Raw genomic sequence first — 15680 nt, 5'->3', positions numbered from 1 at the left:
GATGCTAGCGGAGGCCGCGCCGGGATCGCGCAGGCGCCGGGTACGGCACGTCGCAGCGCACCAACGCGCCGCCGGGCTCGCGGCGCGCGACCGCGATGTCGCCCGGCGCTCCGGCCGCCCGCGGACGCAGCGCGACCGCCAGGCGGCCGTCGGCGTCGAGCGCCACCGACTCGACGGCGGCCAGCGGCAGCGGCCCGTAGACGCCGACCAGGCGCAGCTCGCCCGCGTCGTGGTCGCGGCAGACGCCCGCCCAGGCGCGCGCCAGCCGCTCGCGGGGCAGCACCGCCCATGGGACCCGCTCGCGCCGCTGCACCCGGAGCAGCACCGCGCGGGCCGCGCCGGGGGCCCGCGCCGCGGCGCGGCGGATCGGCCGCTCGCGGCGCGCGGCCCCGACGAGCGCCGGCGCCCGTCGCGCCGGGGCCGGCACGAGGCGGGAGGCGCCGCGGGCCGGCGCCGCGAGACCGGGCAGCGCCGCCGCGCGGGCCGCGCCGGCGGCGACCACCGGCCGGACCGATCGCGCGCCCGCGGGCCGCAGCGTCGCGCCGCCGCGCGCGGCGGCCGCGGGCGGCGGCGGCCGGCGCACCGGGGGACGCGGCGCCCGCGGCGCCCGGGCGACGGCGGCGACCGGCGGCGCCGCGTGCGCGGACGCCCCCGCGCCGATGCGGGAGACGACCCGGCGCAGCTCCTCGAGCGGCGCGCGCGGCCCGCGGCGCGCGCTCAGCGGCCGTCCTCCTCCGCGACGATCACGTCGAGGGCGTCCCCCACCCGCCGGGCGGGCTCGAGCGGGTCCATGCGCCGGCCGAGGGCGACGAGCGCGTCGCAGACGGCGTCCTCCTCCGCCTCCTCCGGGAGCGTCACGCGCAGCGGCCGGGCGCCGTCGGCGGCCTGCAGCAGCAGGGAGCCGGGGCCTTGGGGGCTGCGGGTGCCGGCGGCGCCGAGCGGCTCGAGCCCCGAGTGCGCCACGTGGGCCACCGGGCAGCCCTCGACCGGCTCGTCGAGCAGCTCCGGGTCGTCCACCAGAAGAATGGTGGGCCGCTGGTCGAGCGCCTCCAGCAGCGTGCGCAGCACCACCTCGGTGCGCAGGTAGCGGTCGAGCGCCGCGCCGTAGAGCGCCCGCTGCAGGCGGGTCGGGGTGACCGGGTCGGTGTAGCGGAAGTCCACCGGCAGCCCGCCCGGGTCGGTGACCATGAGGCCGCCGACGTAGGTGCCGCCCTCGTCGGCGCGCACCACGAGGAACCCGGGCCGGTGCGCGTCGTCGCGCCCGCGCCCCGGGCGGGCGGGCAGCGGGCTACGCGAAGACATCGACGAGCCCCCCGCTGCGGCCGCTGGGGTCGGGCGCCCCGGCGGCGGCCGTGCCGTACGCGGCGGCGGGGCCGTGCGCCGCGGTCGCGGCGGGGGCGTCCTCGCGCCGCGCCTCGGGCGCCGCCCGGCGGGCGGCCGCGGCCGGCGCGGCCCCGGCCGGCGCGGGGGCCGGGCGGGCCGCCGCCGCGTCGCCGACCGGCATCACAGCTCACCGCCCGGGCCGACGGGCGCGTCGGCGGCACGCGCGGCGGCGACGCGCTCGGCCGCGGCGCGGGCCTCGCGGTGCGCCTGCGCGACGGCCGAGCGCACCAGCGCCTGCACCACCAGCAGCGCCGACCACCAGGACACGAGCGACAGCGCGGCGGCCCCGAGCAGCCCGCGCAGGGTGGCGTCGACCGCGCCGAAGCCGCCGTTGCGGCACGCCCAGAAGACGACCGCGAACCCGACGAGGGCGCCGACGGCCCGCGCGCGGCCCACCCACAGCCCGAGCGGGCTCGGCGCCGGCGCGGCCCCGTCCTTCGGCCTCCCCATCAGCCGGCCTCCCCGTCGTGGCGCCGCAGCAGGCGCTCGCAGCCGAACACGAAGCGCACGAGGCGGTCCTCCTCGGGCTGGGGCAGGTCGAGGAAGGCGATCGCGACGCGCCAGGGGCGGTCGCCGCCGGGCACGAGGTCGCAGCGGACCACCCGGCCCGCGATGTGCATGGTGCCGGCCTCGCCGCCGCACTCGACCGAGACGCGCATGACCGAGTCGACCCCGATCGCGTGCGGCAGCCGCAGCAGCGCGCCCGCGGCCGAGAGGTTCTCGGTCACCGCGCCGACCGGCCGGCCGTCGTGGTCGTCGCCCAGGCTGGCGCGCGCGATGAGCCGCACGGGCACGCGCACGGCCCGCCGGCGCTGGATGCGCCGCGGCTCGCCGGACACGCGGGCGGCGTACGCCCCGCGGCCGCCGGACGGCTCGGCCACGAGCTCGGCGTCGACCTCGCAGGGCACCAGGCGGTGGGCGTACGCGATCACGAACGGCCGCCGCAGCGGCAGCCGCACGGGCCGGCCGCCCAGGCGCGGCGCGTCGAGCAGCACGACGTCGTCGCGGACGGCCTCGACGGCCGAGGTCCACGGCCCGCCCGGCAGGCCGTCGAGCACCACGCGGGTCCCGCGCGGCGGCAGCGGCGCCGGGTCGTGGCCGATGCGTGCCGGCGCGCTCACGGCAGGAGCATCCGGGCGATCCGCCGCCCGTCCGCCGGGGCGAGCGCCCCGGGCACGTCCACGCCGTCGGAGAGGTACGCCAGCGGCGACCCCATGCGCAGCGGCACGTTCATCAGGTTGCCCGCCAGGCGGGTCTCGTCGAGCTTCGTCAGCGTGAGGCGGTTGACGCCCGCGCCGCGGAACGCGCGCTGCAGGTCGCCGAGGTCGGCCAGGTGGCTCGCCAGCGGCAGCACCAGGTGCACCTCGTCGGCCCGCACGGGGCCGAGCAGCGCGCCGAGCCCGGCGACGGCGTCCGCCTGCCGGCACGAGCGGCCGGCCGTGTCGATGATCACCAGGTCGCGGTCCGCGAGCGTGCCCCGCAGGGTGGCGAGGGCCGCGCCGTCGCGGGCGCTGAAGAGCTGCACGTCCAGGCGGTGCGCGTGGGCGGCGAGGGCGTCGTGCGAGCCGGGCCCGGCGGCGACGAGGGCCACCGACAGGCCGGCGGCGCGGTAGCGGGCGGCCAGGCCGGCGGCGGCGGTGGTCTTGCCCACGCCGCTCTGGCCGACGAAGGCGAGGGTGTGGCCGCCGGCGCGCGGCTTCCAGCCGCGGGCCAGCGGGAGCCGCTCGGCCAGGTGGCCGCGGACGGCCTCGCGCACGGGCGCGCCGTCGAGGAACGGCACCACCGACAGCTCGAAGCGCTCGAGGAAGGGCTCGAGGAAGCGCTCGTCCACGCCGGCGCGCGCGAGCTCCGCCCGGACGGGCTCCAGGTCGGCCGATGCCGGGGTGCGGCGGCGCGCCGGCCCGGGCGCCACCTCGAACGCCTCGGCGGGCGCGACGGCGTGGTCGTGGGCGTCGCGCACGGCGGCGCGGGCGGCCTGCATGATCGCGCGGGCGCGCTCCTCGCCGCCCGGCTCGAACGGCGCCCGCGGCGCCGGCGCCGCGGCCCCGCCGCCGGCGCGGGCGTACGTCGCCGCCGGCGACGCGGGCGCGGCGCCGAGGGGCGGCATGAGATCCTCGGCCTCCTGCGCGGCGGCCAGGCGGCCGTCGAGGTGGCGGGCGAACGGCTCGGCCGGCTCGGCCTCGTCGCCCTCGTCCGTGACGTCGAGCGACGGGGGGGCGGGCGCCTCCCCGGCGGCCGGCGCGGCGGGCGCCTCGGCCACGGCCACCGACGCCGCCGCCTCGCGGTTGGCGCGCTCGCCCTCGTCGGCCGGCAGGCCCTTCGCCGCGGTCACCTCCACGCCGGCGCGGCCGAAGAAGCCGCCGATGCCGCCGGTCACCACCCGCTTGGTCTGCAGGATGACGGCCTCCTCGCCGAGCTCCGCGCGGACCTGGGTGAGCACGTCGTCGATGGTGGCTCCGGAGAACTGCTTGATCTGCACGGCCGGTGGCTCCTGGGTGGTGGTGACGCCGAGCGGGTGCTCAGACGAGCGCCGCGAGCCCGACGGGCTCGATGCGCACGGACGGGAGGACCTCGTGGTACGAGAGGACGGTCAGGTTGGGGATGGCGTGGGCGGTCAGGGCCTTCAGGTGGCGGCGGGTGGCGCCCGAGGTGAGCACGACCGCGGCGACGCCCATCGCCTGCGCGTGCTCGACCTGCTCCCTGATCGTCTCGATGAGCGACCCGGCCCGGGCGGGGTCCATGGTCACGGCGGTGCCGTCGTCGGTGCGGGCGACCGACTCGGCGATCTCGCGGTCGGCCTCGGGGTCGAGGGTGATCGCCCGCAGCGTCCCGGTCTCGTCCACGAAGCGGCCGCAGATCGCCCGCGCGAGCGCCTGGCGGCAGTACTCGGCCAGGATCGGCACGTCCTTCGTGAGCTTGGCCTTGTCGCCGAGCGTCTCGAGGATCGTGACCAGGTCGCGGACCGGCACCGACTCGGCCAGCAGGGCCTGCAGCACGCGCTGCACCTCGCCGACGGTCATGAGGTCGGGGACGAGCTCCTCGACCGGCGCCGGCAGGCGCTCCTTGAGGCTGTCGAGCAGGGCGCGCACGTCCTGGCGGCCGAGCAGCTCGGCGGCGTTGCGGCGGATCACCTCGCTGAGGTGGGTGACGATCAGCGAGGTCGGGTCCACCACGGTGTAGCCCGAGATCTCCGCCTGCTCGCGCTGCGCCTCGCCGATCCAGACGGCCGGCAGGCCGAAGGAGGGCTCGGTCGTGGGGATGCCGTCGATCGGCAGGTCGGCCGTGCCCGGGTTCATAGCGAGCAGCTGGCCCGGCATGAGCGACCAGCGGGCCACCTCGACGCCCTTGATCTTCACGGCGTAGTCGTGCGATCCGAGCTGGATGTTGTCGCGGATGCGGATCGGCGACAGCGACAGGCCGAGCTCGGTCGCCATCTGGCGGCGCACCATCGCGACCCGCCCGAGCAGGTCGCCGCCCTCGTCGGCGTCCACCAGCGGCACCAGGCCGTAGCCGATCTCCAGCTCGAGCGGGTCGAGCGGCAGCAGCGCGGCGACGTTCTCGGGCTCCGCGGGGCGGGTGGCGACGGCGGAGGCCTCCTCGAGCGCCTTGGCCTCCTCCTCCTCGCGCATGCCCTTGCGCAGCAGCAGCCCGACGCCCAGGACGAGGCCGCCGATGATGAAGAACGGCAGGGTCGGCAGCCCCGGCACGAGGCCCATCAGCATGGCCACGCCGCCGGCGATGAACAGGGCGCGCGGCTGGCGCACGAGCTGGGTGGTGAGGTCCTGGCCCAGGTTGCCGTCGCCCACCGAGCGGGTGACGATGATGCCGGTCGCGACCGAGATCAGCAGCGCCGGGATCTGGTTGACCAGGCCCTCGCCGACGGTCAGCAGCGAGAAGTGCTGGATGGCCTCCGAGAAGCCCATGCCCTGCTGGAAGACGCCGACCGACAGGCCGCCGACGAGGTTGATGAACACGATCATCACCGCGGCGATGGCGTCGCCCTTCACGAACTTCGAGGCGCCGTCCATCGCGCCGTAGAAGTCGGCCTCCTTCGCGATGGCCTCGCGGCGGACCTTGGCCTCCTCGTCGGTGATCACGCCGGCGTTGAGGTCGGCGTCGATCGCCATCTGCTTGCCGGGCATCGCATCGAGCGTGAAGCGGGCGGCCACCTCGGCCACGCGCCCGGCGCCGTTCGTGATCACGACGAACTGGATCACCACGAGGATCGTGAACACGATCAGCCCGACGACCACGTTGCCGCCCACCACGAACCGGCCGAACGACGAGATGACCTCGCCGGCCTCGCCGTGCAGCAGGATCAGCCGGGTGCCCGAGATGTTCAGGCCCAGCCGGAACAGGGTGGCCACGAGCAGGAGCGACGGGAACACCGAGAACTGGAGCGGCTCGGTGGTGTAGAGCGTCGCCAGGACGATGGCGAGGGCGGCCGAGATGTTGGCCGTGAGCAGGATGTCCAGCAGCCACGTGGGCAGCGGGATGATCATCATCACGACGATCCCGACGACCACCACGGCGATCGCCACGTCGCTGTTGGCGAGCAGCCGGTTGAGGACCCCCGGGCGCGGGGCGGCGGCGGCGGGCGCGCTCACGCGGCGGCCGGCTGGCGGCCGGTGGCGCGGTAGACGTGGGCGAGGATCTCGGCGACGGCGCCGAAGGCGTCGGCCGGGATGTACTGGCCGATCTCGCCGTTGGCGTAGAGGCTGCGGGCGAGCGGCGGGCTCTCGACGACGCTCACGCCGGCCTCGCGGGCGGCGCCGATGATGCGGAAGGCGACGTGGTCCACGCCCTTCGCGACCACCTGCGGGGCGGGCAGCGAGCGCGCGTAGCGCAGGGCGACGGCGTAGTGGGTCGGGTTGGTGATCACCACGTCCGCGTCGGGGACGGCGGCCATCATGCGGCGCACGGCCATCTCGCGCTGGCGCCGCTTGAGTTGGCCCTTCACCTCGGGGTTGACGTCCTGCTCGCGCATCTCGCGGCGCACCTCGTCCTTCGTCATGCGCATGTCCTTCTCGTGCTGCCAGCGCTGGTAGAGGACGTCGGCGATCGCGATGACGATGTAGACCGCCACGATCGACCAGCCGATCTTCATGATCAGGCCGCCGACCACGCTGATCGCGAGGCCCGGGCTCGAGCCGCTGAGCGCCTGGAGGTCGGGGATGGCGCCGCGGATGACCACGAAGGCCACCGCGCCGGTGACGCCGATCTTCACCAGGTCCTTGACGAGCTGCACGAGCGAGCGCGGCCCCACGAGCTTCTTGACGCCGTTGACCGGGTTGAGCACGGTGAAGCGCGGCTTCAGCACCTCGGGCGTGATGCCGGGCTTGACCTGGACGGCGGACGCGACGAGGCCCGCCAGCAGGCCGGCGGCGGCGAACGGGGCGGTGAGGCGCAGCGACTCCCAGCCCGCCTCGGTCACGAGCGCGAAGCCCGACGACGGCGTGATCTCACGCGTCTCCCCCGCGGTGCCGAGCGCGGTCTGCATGACCGCCATCAGCCCGCTGAGCAGCCAGCCGCCCAGCATCGCGAGCATCGCGAAGAGGGCCAGCAGGCCGAGCCCCGTGTTGAGCTCCATGCTGCGGGCGACCTGGCCGCGCTTGCGCGAGTCCTCGCGCCGGCGTGGGGTGGCCTTCTCTGTGCGGTCTCCTGCAGAGCCCAAGGGGCGCCGTCCGGGGGTGCGCGCCGTCCGTGGCCGTCGTCTCCGCGAGCCTCCTGCACGCGGCCCTGGCGCGCCCGGGGAGCCCCCGTCCGCGCCTCGGGTCTCTCTTCGTCACGGCCGCCGGGGAAGTTGAGCCCCCCGGGCGCGCGGTCGCGCCGCCGCCGCCGGCCCTCAGAGGGCGACCTCCCGGCCGCCCGCCGCCCGCACCGAGACGGCGCCGCTCGCCACCTCCACCCGCAGGGTGCGCCCGATGGCGCCGCCCACCTCGGCGGCCCGCGGCGCCAGGCGCTCGAGGGCGAGCGCCGCCCGCACCGCCTCGACGTTGCGCTCGCCGATGCGCATCACGCCTGGGCCCGAGCCGTCGCCGAACATCTGGGCGCCGCCCGCGATCACCACGTCAAGGCGGCCGCGCCGGGCGCCGAGCCCGACGACCTGCTCGACCAGCGCGGGCACCGCCGTGTCGGCGTAGCGGCCCGGGCGCTCGATCGGCCCGGGGGGCGCCGCGGGCAGCATCACGTGCGCCATGCCGGCGACCCCCGCCCGGGGGTCGGCCAGCACCACGCCCACGCAGGAGCCGAGGCCGAGGGCGCTGATCACGGCCCCCGGCTGCGCGCTCGCCGCCATCTGGCCCATGCCGACGTTGGGCCGGTCCGCCATCGCCGCCGCGCCCCGGGCTCAGTCGCCCACGCCGAGGCGCCCGAGCACCGTGGCGAGCGCCGCGGCCGTCGGGATGAAGATCACCTCGCCGTCGACCGCGCCGCCGGGCGCGCCGAGCTCCGACTCGACCAGCAGGGCGCCGTCGGCGGCCAGCGCCACCTCCGCGAGCACCGCCCCCACCAGCGCCCCGGCCATGTCCACGCCGACGGCCGGCGGCGTGGGCTCCAGCCGCAGCCCGGTCAGCGCGCTGAGCGCGCCCAGGTAGGAGCCGGTCAGGATGTTGCCCACCTCCTGCAGCACCGACAGGCCCATCGCGCCGAAGCCGCCCGGGCCGTCGGCCGCGGCCGCGCCCTCGGCGCCGCCCGCCAGCAGGCGCACCACCCGGTGGGCCGCGGCGTGCTCGATCACGAACAGCATGTGGCCGGGGGCGTCGCCCGTCACGCGCAGCAGCACGGCCGCGACCAGGCGGTCGCCGTCGCCGGCCACCCGCTCGGCGAGCTCCTCGACCGGCAGCAGCGACACGCGCGGCACCGCCATGCGGACCGTCGCGCCGGTCATGCTCGACAGCGCGGTGGCCGCCGTGCCGGCGCCGATCGTGCCCAGCTCGCGCAGCGCGTCGAGCTGGGCCTCCCCCAGGGCGGCGCTCATGGGGCGAGCGCCGCCAGGCCGGGGACGTCCACGATGAGGGCCACGGCGCCGTCGCCGAGGATCGTGGCGCCCGCGACGCCCGGCACGTCCCCGAGGTAGCCGGGGAGGTGCTTGATGACCACGTCCTGCTTGCCCAGCATGCCGTCCACGACCAGGCCCACCCGCCGCCCGCCGACCGACACGACGACCACCTCGACCCGCTCGCCCTCCTCCGCCCCGCCGGCGGCGTGGCCGCCCAGGTGGTCGCGCATCCGCACGAGCGGCACGATCGTGTCGCGCAGGACCAGGCAGGGCCGGCCGCCGACCGGCTTCGGGTCGTCGCGGCCCACCACGACGGTCTCCTCGATCGACTCGAGCGGCACCGCGTAGACCTGGGCGGGCGCGTCCGGCGCGACCGCGCCGGCGGTCACGAGCAGGGCCTGGATGATCGCCAGCGTCAGGGGCAGGCGGATGGTGAAGGCGCTGCCCTCGCCGGGGGCGCTCGTGATCGTCACCTCGCCCGACAGGGCGGTGATGGCGCTTCGCACCGCGTCCATGCCCACCCCGCGCCCCGACACGTCGGTCGTGACCGAGGCGGTCGAGAAGCCCGGCAGGAAGACCAGCTCCAGCGCCTCGGCGTCCGAGAGGGCGTTCGCGGCGGCCTCGTCCATCAGGCCCTTGCGCACCACGGAGGCGCGCAACGCCGCGGGGTCCATGCCGCGGCCGTCGTCGCGCACCTCGATGATCACGCAGTTGCCGGCGTAGGCGGCCGACAGCGACACGACCCCGACCGGGTCCTTGCCGGCGGCGGCCCGCTCCTCGGGCGACTCCAGGCCGTGGTCGACGGCGTTGCGCAGCATGTGCACGAGCGGGTCGCCGAGCCCGTCGATGACCGTCCGGTCGAGCTCGGTGTCCTCGCCCGAGATGCGCAGGTCGACCCGCTTGCCGAGCGTGTTCGCCAGGTCCCGCACCATGCGCGGGAAGCGCATGAAGACGCTCTCCACCGGCATCATCCGCACCTGCATGATCAGCGCCTGGAGGTCGCCGGTCACCCGGCCCAGATCCTCCACCGCCGCCCGCAGGTCGGGCAGGCCGTGCCGGCGCGAGAGGTCGTCGAGGCGGGTGCGCTGGATGACCATCTCGCCCATGAGGTTCATGAGCGCGTCGATCCGCTCCGTGCCGACCCGCACGGTGGACGCGTTGCGCGTGCCCCGCCCCTCCCTCGCCCCGCCGCCCGCGGCGGGCGCGCCCGGTGCGGGCGGCGCCGCGCCGGTGGCCGGCTTGGCCCCGGCCGGGGCGGGCGCGGCCTGCGCGCCGGGCGCCTCGCGCGCCAGCGCGGACACCTCGCACGTGGCGATCTCGCTCACGCCGAGCACGGCGGCGCGCACCTCGGCGGCCGGCGCCGCGGCGGCGAGCCAGAAGGCGACCCGCTCGGCCCCCTCGCTCTCGATGACCTCGGCGGACGGCTCGCTCGTGACGAGGTCGCCGAAGCGCTCGAGCTGCTGGACGATCATGAAGGCGCGCACCCCGGGCAGCCGGCAGCCCTCGTCGAAGGCCACCTCCACCCGCAGCACGTCGAGGCCGCGGTCGTGGGCCTCGGCGACCACCATGCGGTCGAAGTCGCTCAGCGCCTCGTCGGCGGCGGAGGCCACGCCGGCAACGGGCGGGGCCTCGGCAACGGCCGCGACGGACTCGGCGGCGGCGAGCGCCGGCGGGCCGGCGACCGCGTCCAGGCGCGCGATGACCGGGGCCGCGTCGACCTCCTCGGGGTCGCCCGCCTCGATGCGGTCGACCATCTCCCCGAGCAGGTCCAGGCAGGCGAGCAGCACGTCGGTGACGGCCGGCGTGACCGCCGCGCCGCCGTCGCGCATGGCGGCCAGCTCCTCCTCCATGCGGTGCGTCAGGCGCGCCATGGCCTCGAAGCCCATCGTCGCGCTCATGCCCTTGAGGGAGTGGGCCACCCGGAAGATCTCCGTGAGCGGCCCGCGGCCGGCCGGGTCCCGCTCCAGGTCGAGCAGCGAGGCGTTCAGGGCCTGCAGGCTCTCGCGACTCTCGTCGAGGAACAGGCCAAGGTACTCGGACGTGTCCACCGCGTGCGCCCTCCGCTCAAGATCCAGGACCGATCGGGGGGGCCGTGGTTGACCGACCCGCCCCGGACATCTGGCCGGACGGGTGGGGGGACGCCCTCGCGGTCGCCCCTATGGTCCTCCCGATGCGGTTATCGGCCTGCGACAGGGGGGCTTGAGGTGGGTTCATGCTGCGAGGTGCGCCACGACGACCCGGCCGCGGTGGCGACCCTGTCGCTCGCCGTCGAGCGCGAGCTGGACGCCCTGGGTGCCGCCCGCAGGCCGGTCGTGGTCGCCTGCATCGGCACCGACCGCTCCACCGGCGACGCCCTGGGCCCGCTCGTGGGGCAGCGCCTGCTGCGGCTCGGGTTCCCGGCCGACGCGGTCGTCGGCACGCTGGCCGAGCCCCTCCACGCGCTGAACCTGGCCGAGCGGGTGCGCCCGGTGCTCGGCCGTCGCGACCGGCCGCTCGTCGTGGCGGTCGACGCGGCCCTCGGCGCGAGCAGCGGCATCGGCACGGTCACCCTGCGGCGCGGCGGCCTGCTGCCCGGCCAGGGCGTCGGCAAGGACCTCCCGGCCGTCGGCGAGCTGTCGCTCACCGCCACGGTCAACGTGCAGGTGGGCGCGCTCGACGTGCAGGTGCTGCAGTCGACCCGGCTGTTCCTCGTGCAGGAGCTCGCGGAGACGATCGGCGTCGCCCTCTGGTGGGCGCACCGCAGCCTGCGGCGCGCCGGGTCGCGCCCGCTGGAGGCGGTCGCCGGCTAGCGCCCGGCGGGGCGGCGGTAGAAGAACATGCCGTCCTTCTCCCACTCGGCGGCCTCGGGCTCGGCGATGCGCTCGGTGGCGCCGACGAACAGCACGCCCCCCGGCCGCAGGGCGTCGAACAGCCGCTCGTAGAGGCGCGCCTTCGCGTCGTCGGTGAAGTAGATGACGACGTTGCGGCACACGATCAGGTCCTGCCGCCGGGGGAACGGGTCGGCGAGCAGGTCGAGGCGCGAGAAGCGCGCCATGCCGCGCAGGGCGGCCGCGGCGCGGGCCCCGCCGCCGGGCTCGTCGGCGAACCACCGAGCGCGCCGCGCCGGGGTGACGGCGCGCATGTCGGCCGCCCCGAAGCGGCCCTCGCGGGCGCGGGCGAGCACCGCCTCGTCGATGTCGGTGCCGACGATCTCGTGGCGCGCCGAGGGCGCGGCCTCGCGCAGCAGCACGGCGAGCGAGTACGCCTCGGCGCCGTAGGAGCACCCAGCGCTCCAGACGCGGAGGCCCCGGCCGCCGGCCTCGGCCACCAGCCGGGGCAGGTGCACGCGCTCCAGCTCGTCGAAGCGCTCCGGGTTGCGGAACAGCTCGGAGACGTTGATCGTCATGTGCTCCAGGAACGCCGCGCGGGCGCGCACGTCGCGCCGCAGCTGGTCGAGGTAGCCGTCGAGGTCGGAGTGGCCGGCGCGGCCCGCGAACGCGCGCAGGCGCCGCTCCATCTGGCCCCTGCGGTACTGCTCGAGGTCGACCCGGCACAGCGACCGGACGCCGCCGCAGAAGCGCACGTAGTCGTCGGCCGGCGGGGCCTCGGCGCGCCTCATCGGGACACCGCCGCGCGGGCGCGCGGCCGGGCCGCCGCCGAGACGGCCTCGGCGATGGCCAGCGGGATCGCGTCGAGCGGCACCACCGCGTCGGCCAGGCCCGCCTGCTCGACGGCGCGCGGCATGCCCCAGACGACGCAGGTGCGCTCGTGCTCCACGATCACCCGCCCGCCGGCGCGCGCGACGGCGCGCACGCCGTCGAGGCCGTCGTCGCCCATGCCGGTCAGCACCACGGCCACGATGCCGGCGCCGTGGTGGCGGGCGGCGGTGGCGAAGGTGATGTCGGCGCGGGGCCGCAGCGCGCCCACGGGCGGCGCGGCCGAGCGGCGCACCCGGCCCCGGGCGGTCACCGCGAGGTGCCAGCCGGCGGGGGCGATGAGCGCGGTGTCGGGGCGGATCTCGTCGCTGTCGGCGGCCTCGCGCACGGAGAGGGCCGACTCGGCGTCGAGGCGGTCCGCGAGCGGCCCGGTGAAGCCGGGCGGCATGTGCTGCACCACGACCACGCCCGCGCCGAGCGGCGAGGGCAGCTGGGGCAGCACCGCGTGCAGCGCGCGGGGGCCGCCGGTCGAGGTGGCGATCAGCACCAGCGGGCCGCCCGCGCCCGCGCGGGCCGCGAGGCGGGCGCCGGGCACCGCCGGCCGCGGCGCCGGCGCGAGGGCGGCGACCCGCGCGCCCGCCGCGGCGCGCACCTTCGCGACGAGCTCGTCGCGGGCGGCGCCCCAGCGCGCCGGGTCGAGGCGCAGCGCGGGCTTCTGGACGGCGTCGATCGCGCCGGCGGCCAGGGCGGCGACCGTCGCGGCGCTCCCCGGCCCGGTGAGCGTGGACACCATGATCACCGGCGTCGGGCGCACCCTCATCAGCTCGCGAAGGCCGGCCAGCCCGTCGCGGCGCGGCATCTCGACGTCGAGCGTGACGACGTCCGGCTCCAGCGCCTGCGCCTGCCCGATCAGCTCGATGCCGTCGCGCGCCTCGCCGACCACGGTCAGGCCGCCGTCGGTCAGCAGGTCGGTCAGCACCCGCCGCAGCAGCGGCGAGTCGTCGCAGACGAGGACCCGGGGGGGCCGGGCGGCGCGCGCGGTCACGGCTCCCTCCGCGGCCCGGCGGCCTACGCCAGCGCCTTCTGGATGGCCTCGAGCACCCGGTCGGGCTGGAAGGGCTTCACGATGAAGTCCCGCGCGCCGGCCTGGATCGACTCGATCACCATCGACTGCTGGCCCATCGCCGAGCACATGACCACCCGGGCGGCGGGGTCATCGCCGCGGATCGCCCGCAGGGCGGCGATGCCGTCCATCTCGGGCATCGTGATGTCCATCGTGGTCAGGTCGGGCTTGAGCTCGCGGTACCTGGCGACCGCGTCCTGGCCGTTCTCGGCCTCGCCGACGATCTCGTAGCCGGCCTCGCTGAGGATGTTCTTGATCATCATCCGCATGAAGGCGGCGTCGTCTGCGATCAACACGCTCGGCATGTGCTCGGGCCCCTCGTCCGGGTGGTGCGTTCCACCGGGGGTATCGGGAGCGGCGACGCGCGACTTGACCCGCCGTGGCGGCGGCGGACCCGGCCGGATGGCCGCCCACGGGGGGCGCCGGTAGCCTCGCCGGCGTGCTGACCCGGCTCCGCAGGCGAGCGGCCGGGGGCCGGGCCGCCGTGCCGGGCGGCCACGGCGACGCTCCACGCCTGGCGTTCCGCGCGGACGTCGAGGGCCTGCGCGGCGTCGCCACGGCCCTGGTGCTCCTCTACCACGCCGGCGTCCCGGCCCTGCCCGGCGGCTACGTGGGCCTGGACGTCTTCTTCGTGATCTCCGGCTTCCTGATCACGGCCCTCGTCCTGCGCGAGCTGCGCTCGACCGGGACCGTGTCGCTGCGACGGTTCTACGCCCGGCGCATCCGCCGCCTGCTGCCGTCGGTCGTCGTCGTGCTGGCCGCCACGGCGGTCGCCGCCGCCGCGCTGATGACGCCCGTCGACCGGGAGGCGACGGCCGGGGACGTGCTCGCGGCGAACCTCTACGTCGTCAACTGGCGCTTCGCGGAGCAGCAGCTCGACTACTTCGCCGCCGACCTCGCGGCGAGCCCGGTGCAGCACTTCTGGTCGCTGTCGGTCGAGGAGCAGTTCTACGTGGTGTGGCCCGTGTTGCTGCTCGGGGCCGCCCTGTGGCGCGCGCGCCGCGGCCGCGACCCGCTGCCCGCGGTGGCCGCGCTCGTGGTGCTGGTCGGCGCCGCGCTGCTGGCGTACTCGATCCGCCACACGGCCGAGCAGCCCTCCGCCGCCTACTTCTCGACCCTCGCGCGCGGCTGGGAGTTCGCCGTGGGCGCGCTGATCGCCGTCATCCCGGCGCGGGCGGCGCGCATCCCCGCCCGGGCCGCGTCGCTGGTCGTGGTCGCGAGCGCGGCGGCGCTCGCGTGGGCGGCGGTCACCTACAGCGACGCCACCCGGTTCCCCGGCGCGGCGGCGCTCGTGCCAGCCCTCGCATCGGCGGCGATCATCGCCGCGGGGCTGGCCCACGCCCGCACGCTCCCGGCGCGACTGCTGGCGGCCGCCCCCAACCGCTGGGTCGGCCGGATCTCGTACTCCTGGTACCTGTGGCACTGGCCCCTGCTGGTGTTCGCGTCGATCGCATGGGGCGACCTGTCCGTGCCGGCGCGGGTCGCGGTCGTGGCGGCGTCGGTCGTGCCCGCCTGGATCGCCCACCGCGCGGTCGAGGAGCCGTTCCGGCGCTCGCGCCGCCTGGCCGCCTCGCCGGGCCTCACCCTGCGCCTGGGCGTCGCCTGCACCGCGGTGGTCGCGCTCGTCGGCCTCGCCTCGTGGACGAGCGTGCCCAGCGTGCCCGTCGCGACCGCCGCCGAGGCGGTCGGCGCGCGCGCGCTCGAGCGCGACACGGGCCTGCAGGCCTCGGCCCGGGCGATCCGACCCGCGCCGCGGTCGGCGGTCCGCGACCGCGGCCGCGCCGACGCCGACGGCTGCCTGGTGCGGCGCAGCGCCACGCGCTCGCCGGCCTGCGTCTACGGCGACCCGCTGTCGCGGACCACCGTGGTGCTGTTCGGCGACTCCCACGCGATGCAGGCGTTCCCCGCGCTCGAGCCGATCGCCCGCCGGCGTGGGTGGCGGCTCGTGGTGCTGACGAAGGCCGGGTGCACGCCCGCCGCCGCGGCCACCTGGCACGCGCGCGCGAAGCGCCGGTTCACCGAGTGCGAGCGCTGGCGCGACCACGCCCTGCGGCGGGTCGCGCGCGAGCGCCCCGCGCTGGTCGTGGCGGGCAACCTCGACACGCACGTCGTGGTGCGCGACGGCCGCCGCCTGGAGGCGCGCGAGGGCGCCGCCGCGCTCGAGCGCGGCCTCGCGGCGACGCTGCGCCGCCTGCGGGCCACGGGCGCCCGGGTGGCCGTGATCGGCGGCGTGCCGCACCCGCCGATCGACGCCCGCGCCTGCGTGTCGCGCTCGCTGCGGTCGCTGCGCGACTGCTCGTTCCCGCGGCGCGCGGCCTACGACCACCCGGCCGTCAACCTGCGCGCGGCGCGGCGGGCCGGAGCGCGGTCCGTCGACCTCACGCCGGTCCTCTGCCCGGGCAGCCGCTGCCCCGCGGTCATCGGCAACGTGCTCGTCTACCGCAACACGACGCACGTCACGGCCACGTACATGGCCACCGTCTCGCGGTGGCTGGAGCGCCGCCTGCCGCGGCCGGCGCGCCGATGAGGGCGCGGGCCG

General features: G+C 77.3%; 16 protein-coding genes. 2 read left to right on the top strand and 14 right to left on the bottom strand.

The features are described from left to right. Positions 1-4: 4 nt before the first annotated feature. From ITJ85_RS04815 to ITJ85_RS04765, 11 genes are all read right to left on the bottom strand, one after another. On the bottom strand, positions 5-583 hold the full coding sequence (locus ITJ85_RS04815) for a hypothetical protein (protein WP_217915222.1): 579 nt from the start codon (positions 581-583) through the stop codon (positions 5-7). 134 nt (positions 584-717) lie between these two features. Beyond that, positions 718-1302, bottom strand: a complete 585-nt coding sequence (locus ITJ85_RS04810) for a hypothetical protein (RefSeq protein ID WP_217915221.1) — start codon at positions 1300-1302, stop codon at positions 718-720. Then, a complete protein-coding gene (locus tag ITJ85_RS04805; RefSeq protein WP_217915220.1) occupies positions 1289-1504 on the bottom strand; it encodes a hypothetical protein in 216 nt (71 codons plus the stop codon). Before ITJ85_RS04805 ends, ITJ85_RS04810 begins: the two co-directional genes overlap by 14 nt. Continuing rightward, the gene (locus ITJ85_RS04800) at positions 1504-1833 is read right to left on the bottom strand and encodes a hypothetical protein (RefSeq protein ID WP_217915219.1); all 330 of its coding nucleotides are present in this window, start codon (positions 1831-1833) and stop codon (positions 1504-1506) included. The genes ITJ85_RS04805 and ITJ85_RS04800 overlap by 1 nt, the downstream gene beginning before the upstream one ends. Then, positions 1833-2504 (bottom strand): PilZ domain-containing protein, encoded by a 672-nt coding sequence (locus tag ITJ85_RS04795; protein ID WP_217915218.1) that lies wholly within the window; start codon positions 2502-2504, stop codon positions 1833-1835. Before ITJ85_RS04795 ends, ITJ85_RS04800 begins: the two co-directional genes overlap by 1 nt. Continuing rightward, complete coding sequence (locus ITJ85_RS04790; protein WP_217915217.1) at positions 2501-3862, bottom strand: flagellar biosynthesis protein FlhF; 1362 nt, start codon at positions 3860-3862, stop codon at positions 2501-2503. The genes ITJ85_RS04795 and ITJ85_RS04790 overlap by 4 nt, the downstream gene beginning before the upstream one ends. 40 nt (positions 3863-3902) lie before the next feature. Continuing rightward, positions 3903-5990 carry a flagellar biosynthesis protein FlhA gene (gene flhA / locus ITJ85_RS04785; RefSeq protein ID WP_217915216.1) on the bottom strand — a complete coding sequence of 696 codons (2088 nt, stop codon included), beginning with the start codon at positions 5988-5990 and terminating at the stop codon, positions 3903-3905. Beyond that, complete coding sequence (gene flhB / locus ITJ85_RS04780) at positions 5987-7057, bottom strand: flagellar biosynthesis protein FlhB (protein WP_217915215.1); 1071 nt, start codon at positions 7055-7057, stop codon at positions 5987-5989. The genes flhA and flhB overlap by 4 nt, the downstream gene beginning before the upstream one ends. 171 nt (positions 7058-7228) lie before the next feature. Further along, the gene (locus ITJ85_RS04775; RefSeq protein WP_217915214.1) at positions 7229-7714 is read right to left on the bottom strand and encodes a chemotaxis protein CheD; all 486 of its coding nucleotides are present in this window, start codon (positions 7712-7714) and stop codon (positions 7229-7231) included. Between the two features lie 18 nt (positions 7715-7732). Then, positions 7733-8362: a chemotaxis protein CheC gene (locus tag ITJ85_RS04770; protein ID WP_217915213.1), complete on the bottom strand. Its 630-nt coding sequence runs from the start codon at positions 8360-8362 to the stop codon at positions 7733-7735. Beyond that, positions 8359-10431 carry a chemotaxis protein CheA gene (locus tag ITJ85_RS04765; protein ID WP_217915212.1) on the bottom strand — a complete coding sequence of 691 codons (2073 nt, stop codon included), beginning with the start codon at positions 10429-10431 and terminating at the stop codon, positions 8359-8361. Before ITJ85_RS04765 ends, ITJ85_RS04770 begins: the two co-directional genes overlap by 4 nt. Positions 10432-10587: 156 nt before the next feature. Between ITJ85_RS04765 and yyaC the strand changes: the two genes are divergently transcribed. Beyond that, complete coding sequence (gene yyaC / locus ITJ85_RS04760) at positions 10588-11172, top strand: spore protease YyaC (protein WP_217915211.1); 585 nt, start codon at positions 10588-10590, stop codon at positions 11170-11172. On the opposite strand, the gene ITJ85_RS04755 is transcribed toward yyaC, so the two are convergent. From ITJ85_RS04755 to ITJ85_RS04745, 3 genes are read right to left on the bottom strand one after another with little or no spacing between them, the layout of a single operon-like run. Continuing rightward, a complete protein-coding gene (locus ITJ85_RS04755) occupies positions 11169-11981 on the bottom strand; it encodes a CheR family methyltransferase (RefSeq protein ID WP_217915210.1) in 813 nt (270 codons plus the stop codon). The genes yyaC and ITJ85_RS04755 overlap by 4 nt on opposite strands. Beyond that, positions 11978-13063, bottom strand: a complete 1086-nt coding sequence (gene cheB / locus ITJ85_RS04750; RefSeq protein WP_217915209.1) for a chemotaxis-specific protein-glutamate methyltransferase CheB — start codon at positions 13061-13063, stop codon at positions 11978-11980. Before cheB ends, ITJ85_RS04755 begins: the two co-directional genes overlap by 4 nt. 23 nt (positions 13064-13086) lie before the next feature. Further along, positions 13087-13446 (bottom strand): response regulator, encoded by a 360-nt coding sequence (locus tag ITJ85_RS04745; RefSeq protein ID WP_217915201.1) that lies wholly within the window; start codon positions 13444-13446, stop codon positions 13087-13089. A gap of 134 nt (positions 13447-13580) precedes the next feature. Here ITJ85_RS04745 and ITJ85_RS04740 point away from each other — a divergent pair, with 134 nt between their 5' ends. Further along, the gene (locus ITJ85_RS04740) at positions 13581-15668 is read left to right on the top strand and encodes an acyltransferase family protein (RefSeq protein WP_217915208.1); all 2088 of its coding nucleotides are present in this window, start codon (positions 13581-13583) and stop codon (positions 15666-15668) included. The last annotated feature ends 12 nt before the right edge of the window (positions 15669-15680 follow it).

Origin of the sequence: Miltoncostaea marina, assembly GCF_018141525.1 — a bacterium.
Classification (GTDB): domain Bacteria; phylum Actinomycetota; class Thermoleophilia; order Miltoncostaeales; family Miltoncostaeaceae; genus Miltoncostaea; species Miltoncostaea marina.
This window is presented reverse-complemented; position numbering and strand designations above follow the sequence as displayed.

What these genes read in the sequence shown, in the direction of transcription:
- ITJ85_RS04810 (WP_217915221.1), bottom strand. Translation starts at nt 1,302, where the DNA reads ATGTCTTCGCGTAGCCCGCTGCCCGCCCGCCCGGGGCGCGGGCGCGAC.
- ITJ85_RS04805 (WP_217915220.1), bottom strand. Translation starts at nt 1,504, where the DNA reads ATGCCGGTCGGCGACGCGGCGGCGGCCCGCCCGGCCCCCGCGCCGGCC.
- ITJ85_RS04800 (WP_217915219.1), bottom strand. Translation starts at nt 1,833, where the DNA reads ATGGGGAGGCCGAAGGACGGGGCCGCGCCGGCGCCGAGCCCGCTCGGG.
- ITJ85_RS04775 (WP_217915214.1), bottom strand. Translation starts at nt 7,714, where the DNA reads ATGGCGGACCGGCCCAACGTCGGCATGGGCCAGATGGCGGCGAGCGCG.
- ITJ85_RS04770 (WP_217915213.1), bottom strand. Translation starts at nt 8,362, where the DNA reads ATGAGCGCCGCCCTGGGGGAGGCCCAGCTCGACGCGCTGCGCGAGCTG.
- ITJ85_RS04755 (WP_217915210.1), bottom strand. Translation starts at nt 11,981, where the DNA reads ATGAGGCGCGCCGAGGCCCCGCCGGCCGACGACTACGTGCGCTTCTGC.
- ITJ85_RS04745 (WP_217915201.1), bottom strand. Translation starts at nt 13,446, where the DNA reads ATGCCGAGCGTGTTGATCGCAGACGACGCCGCCTTCATGCGGATGATG.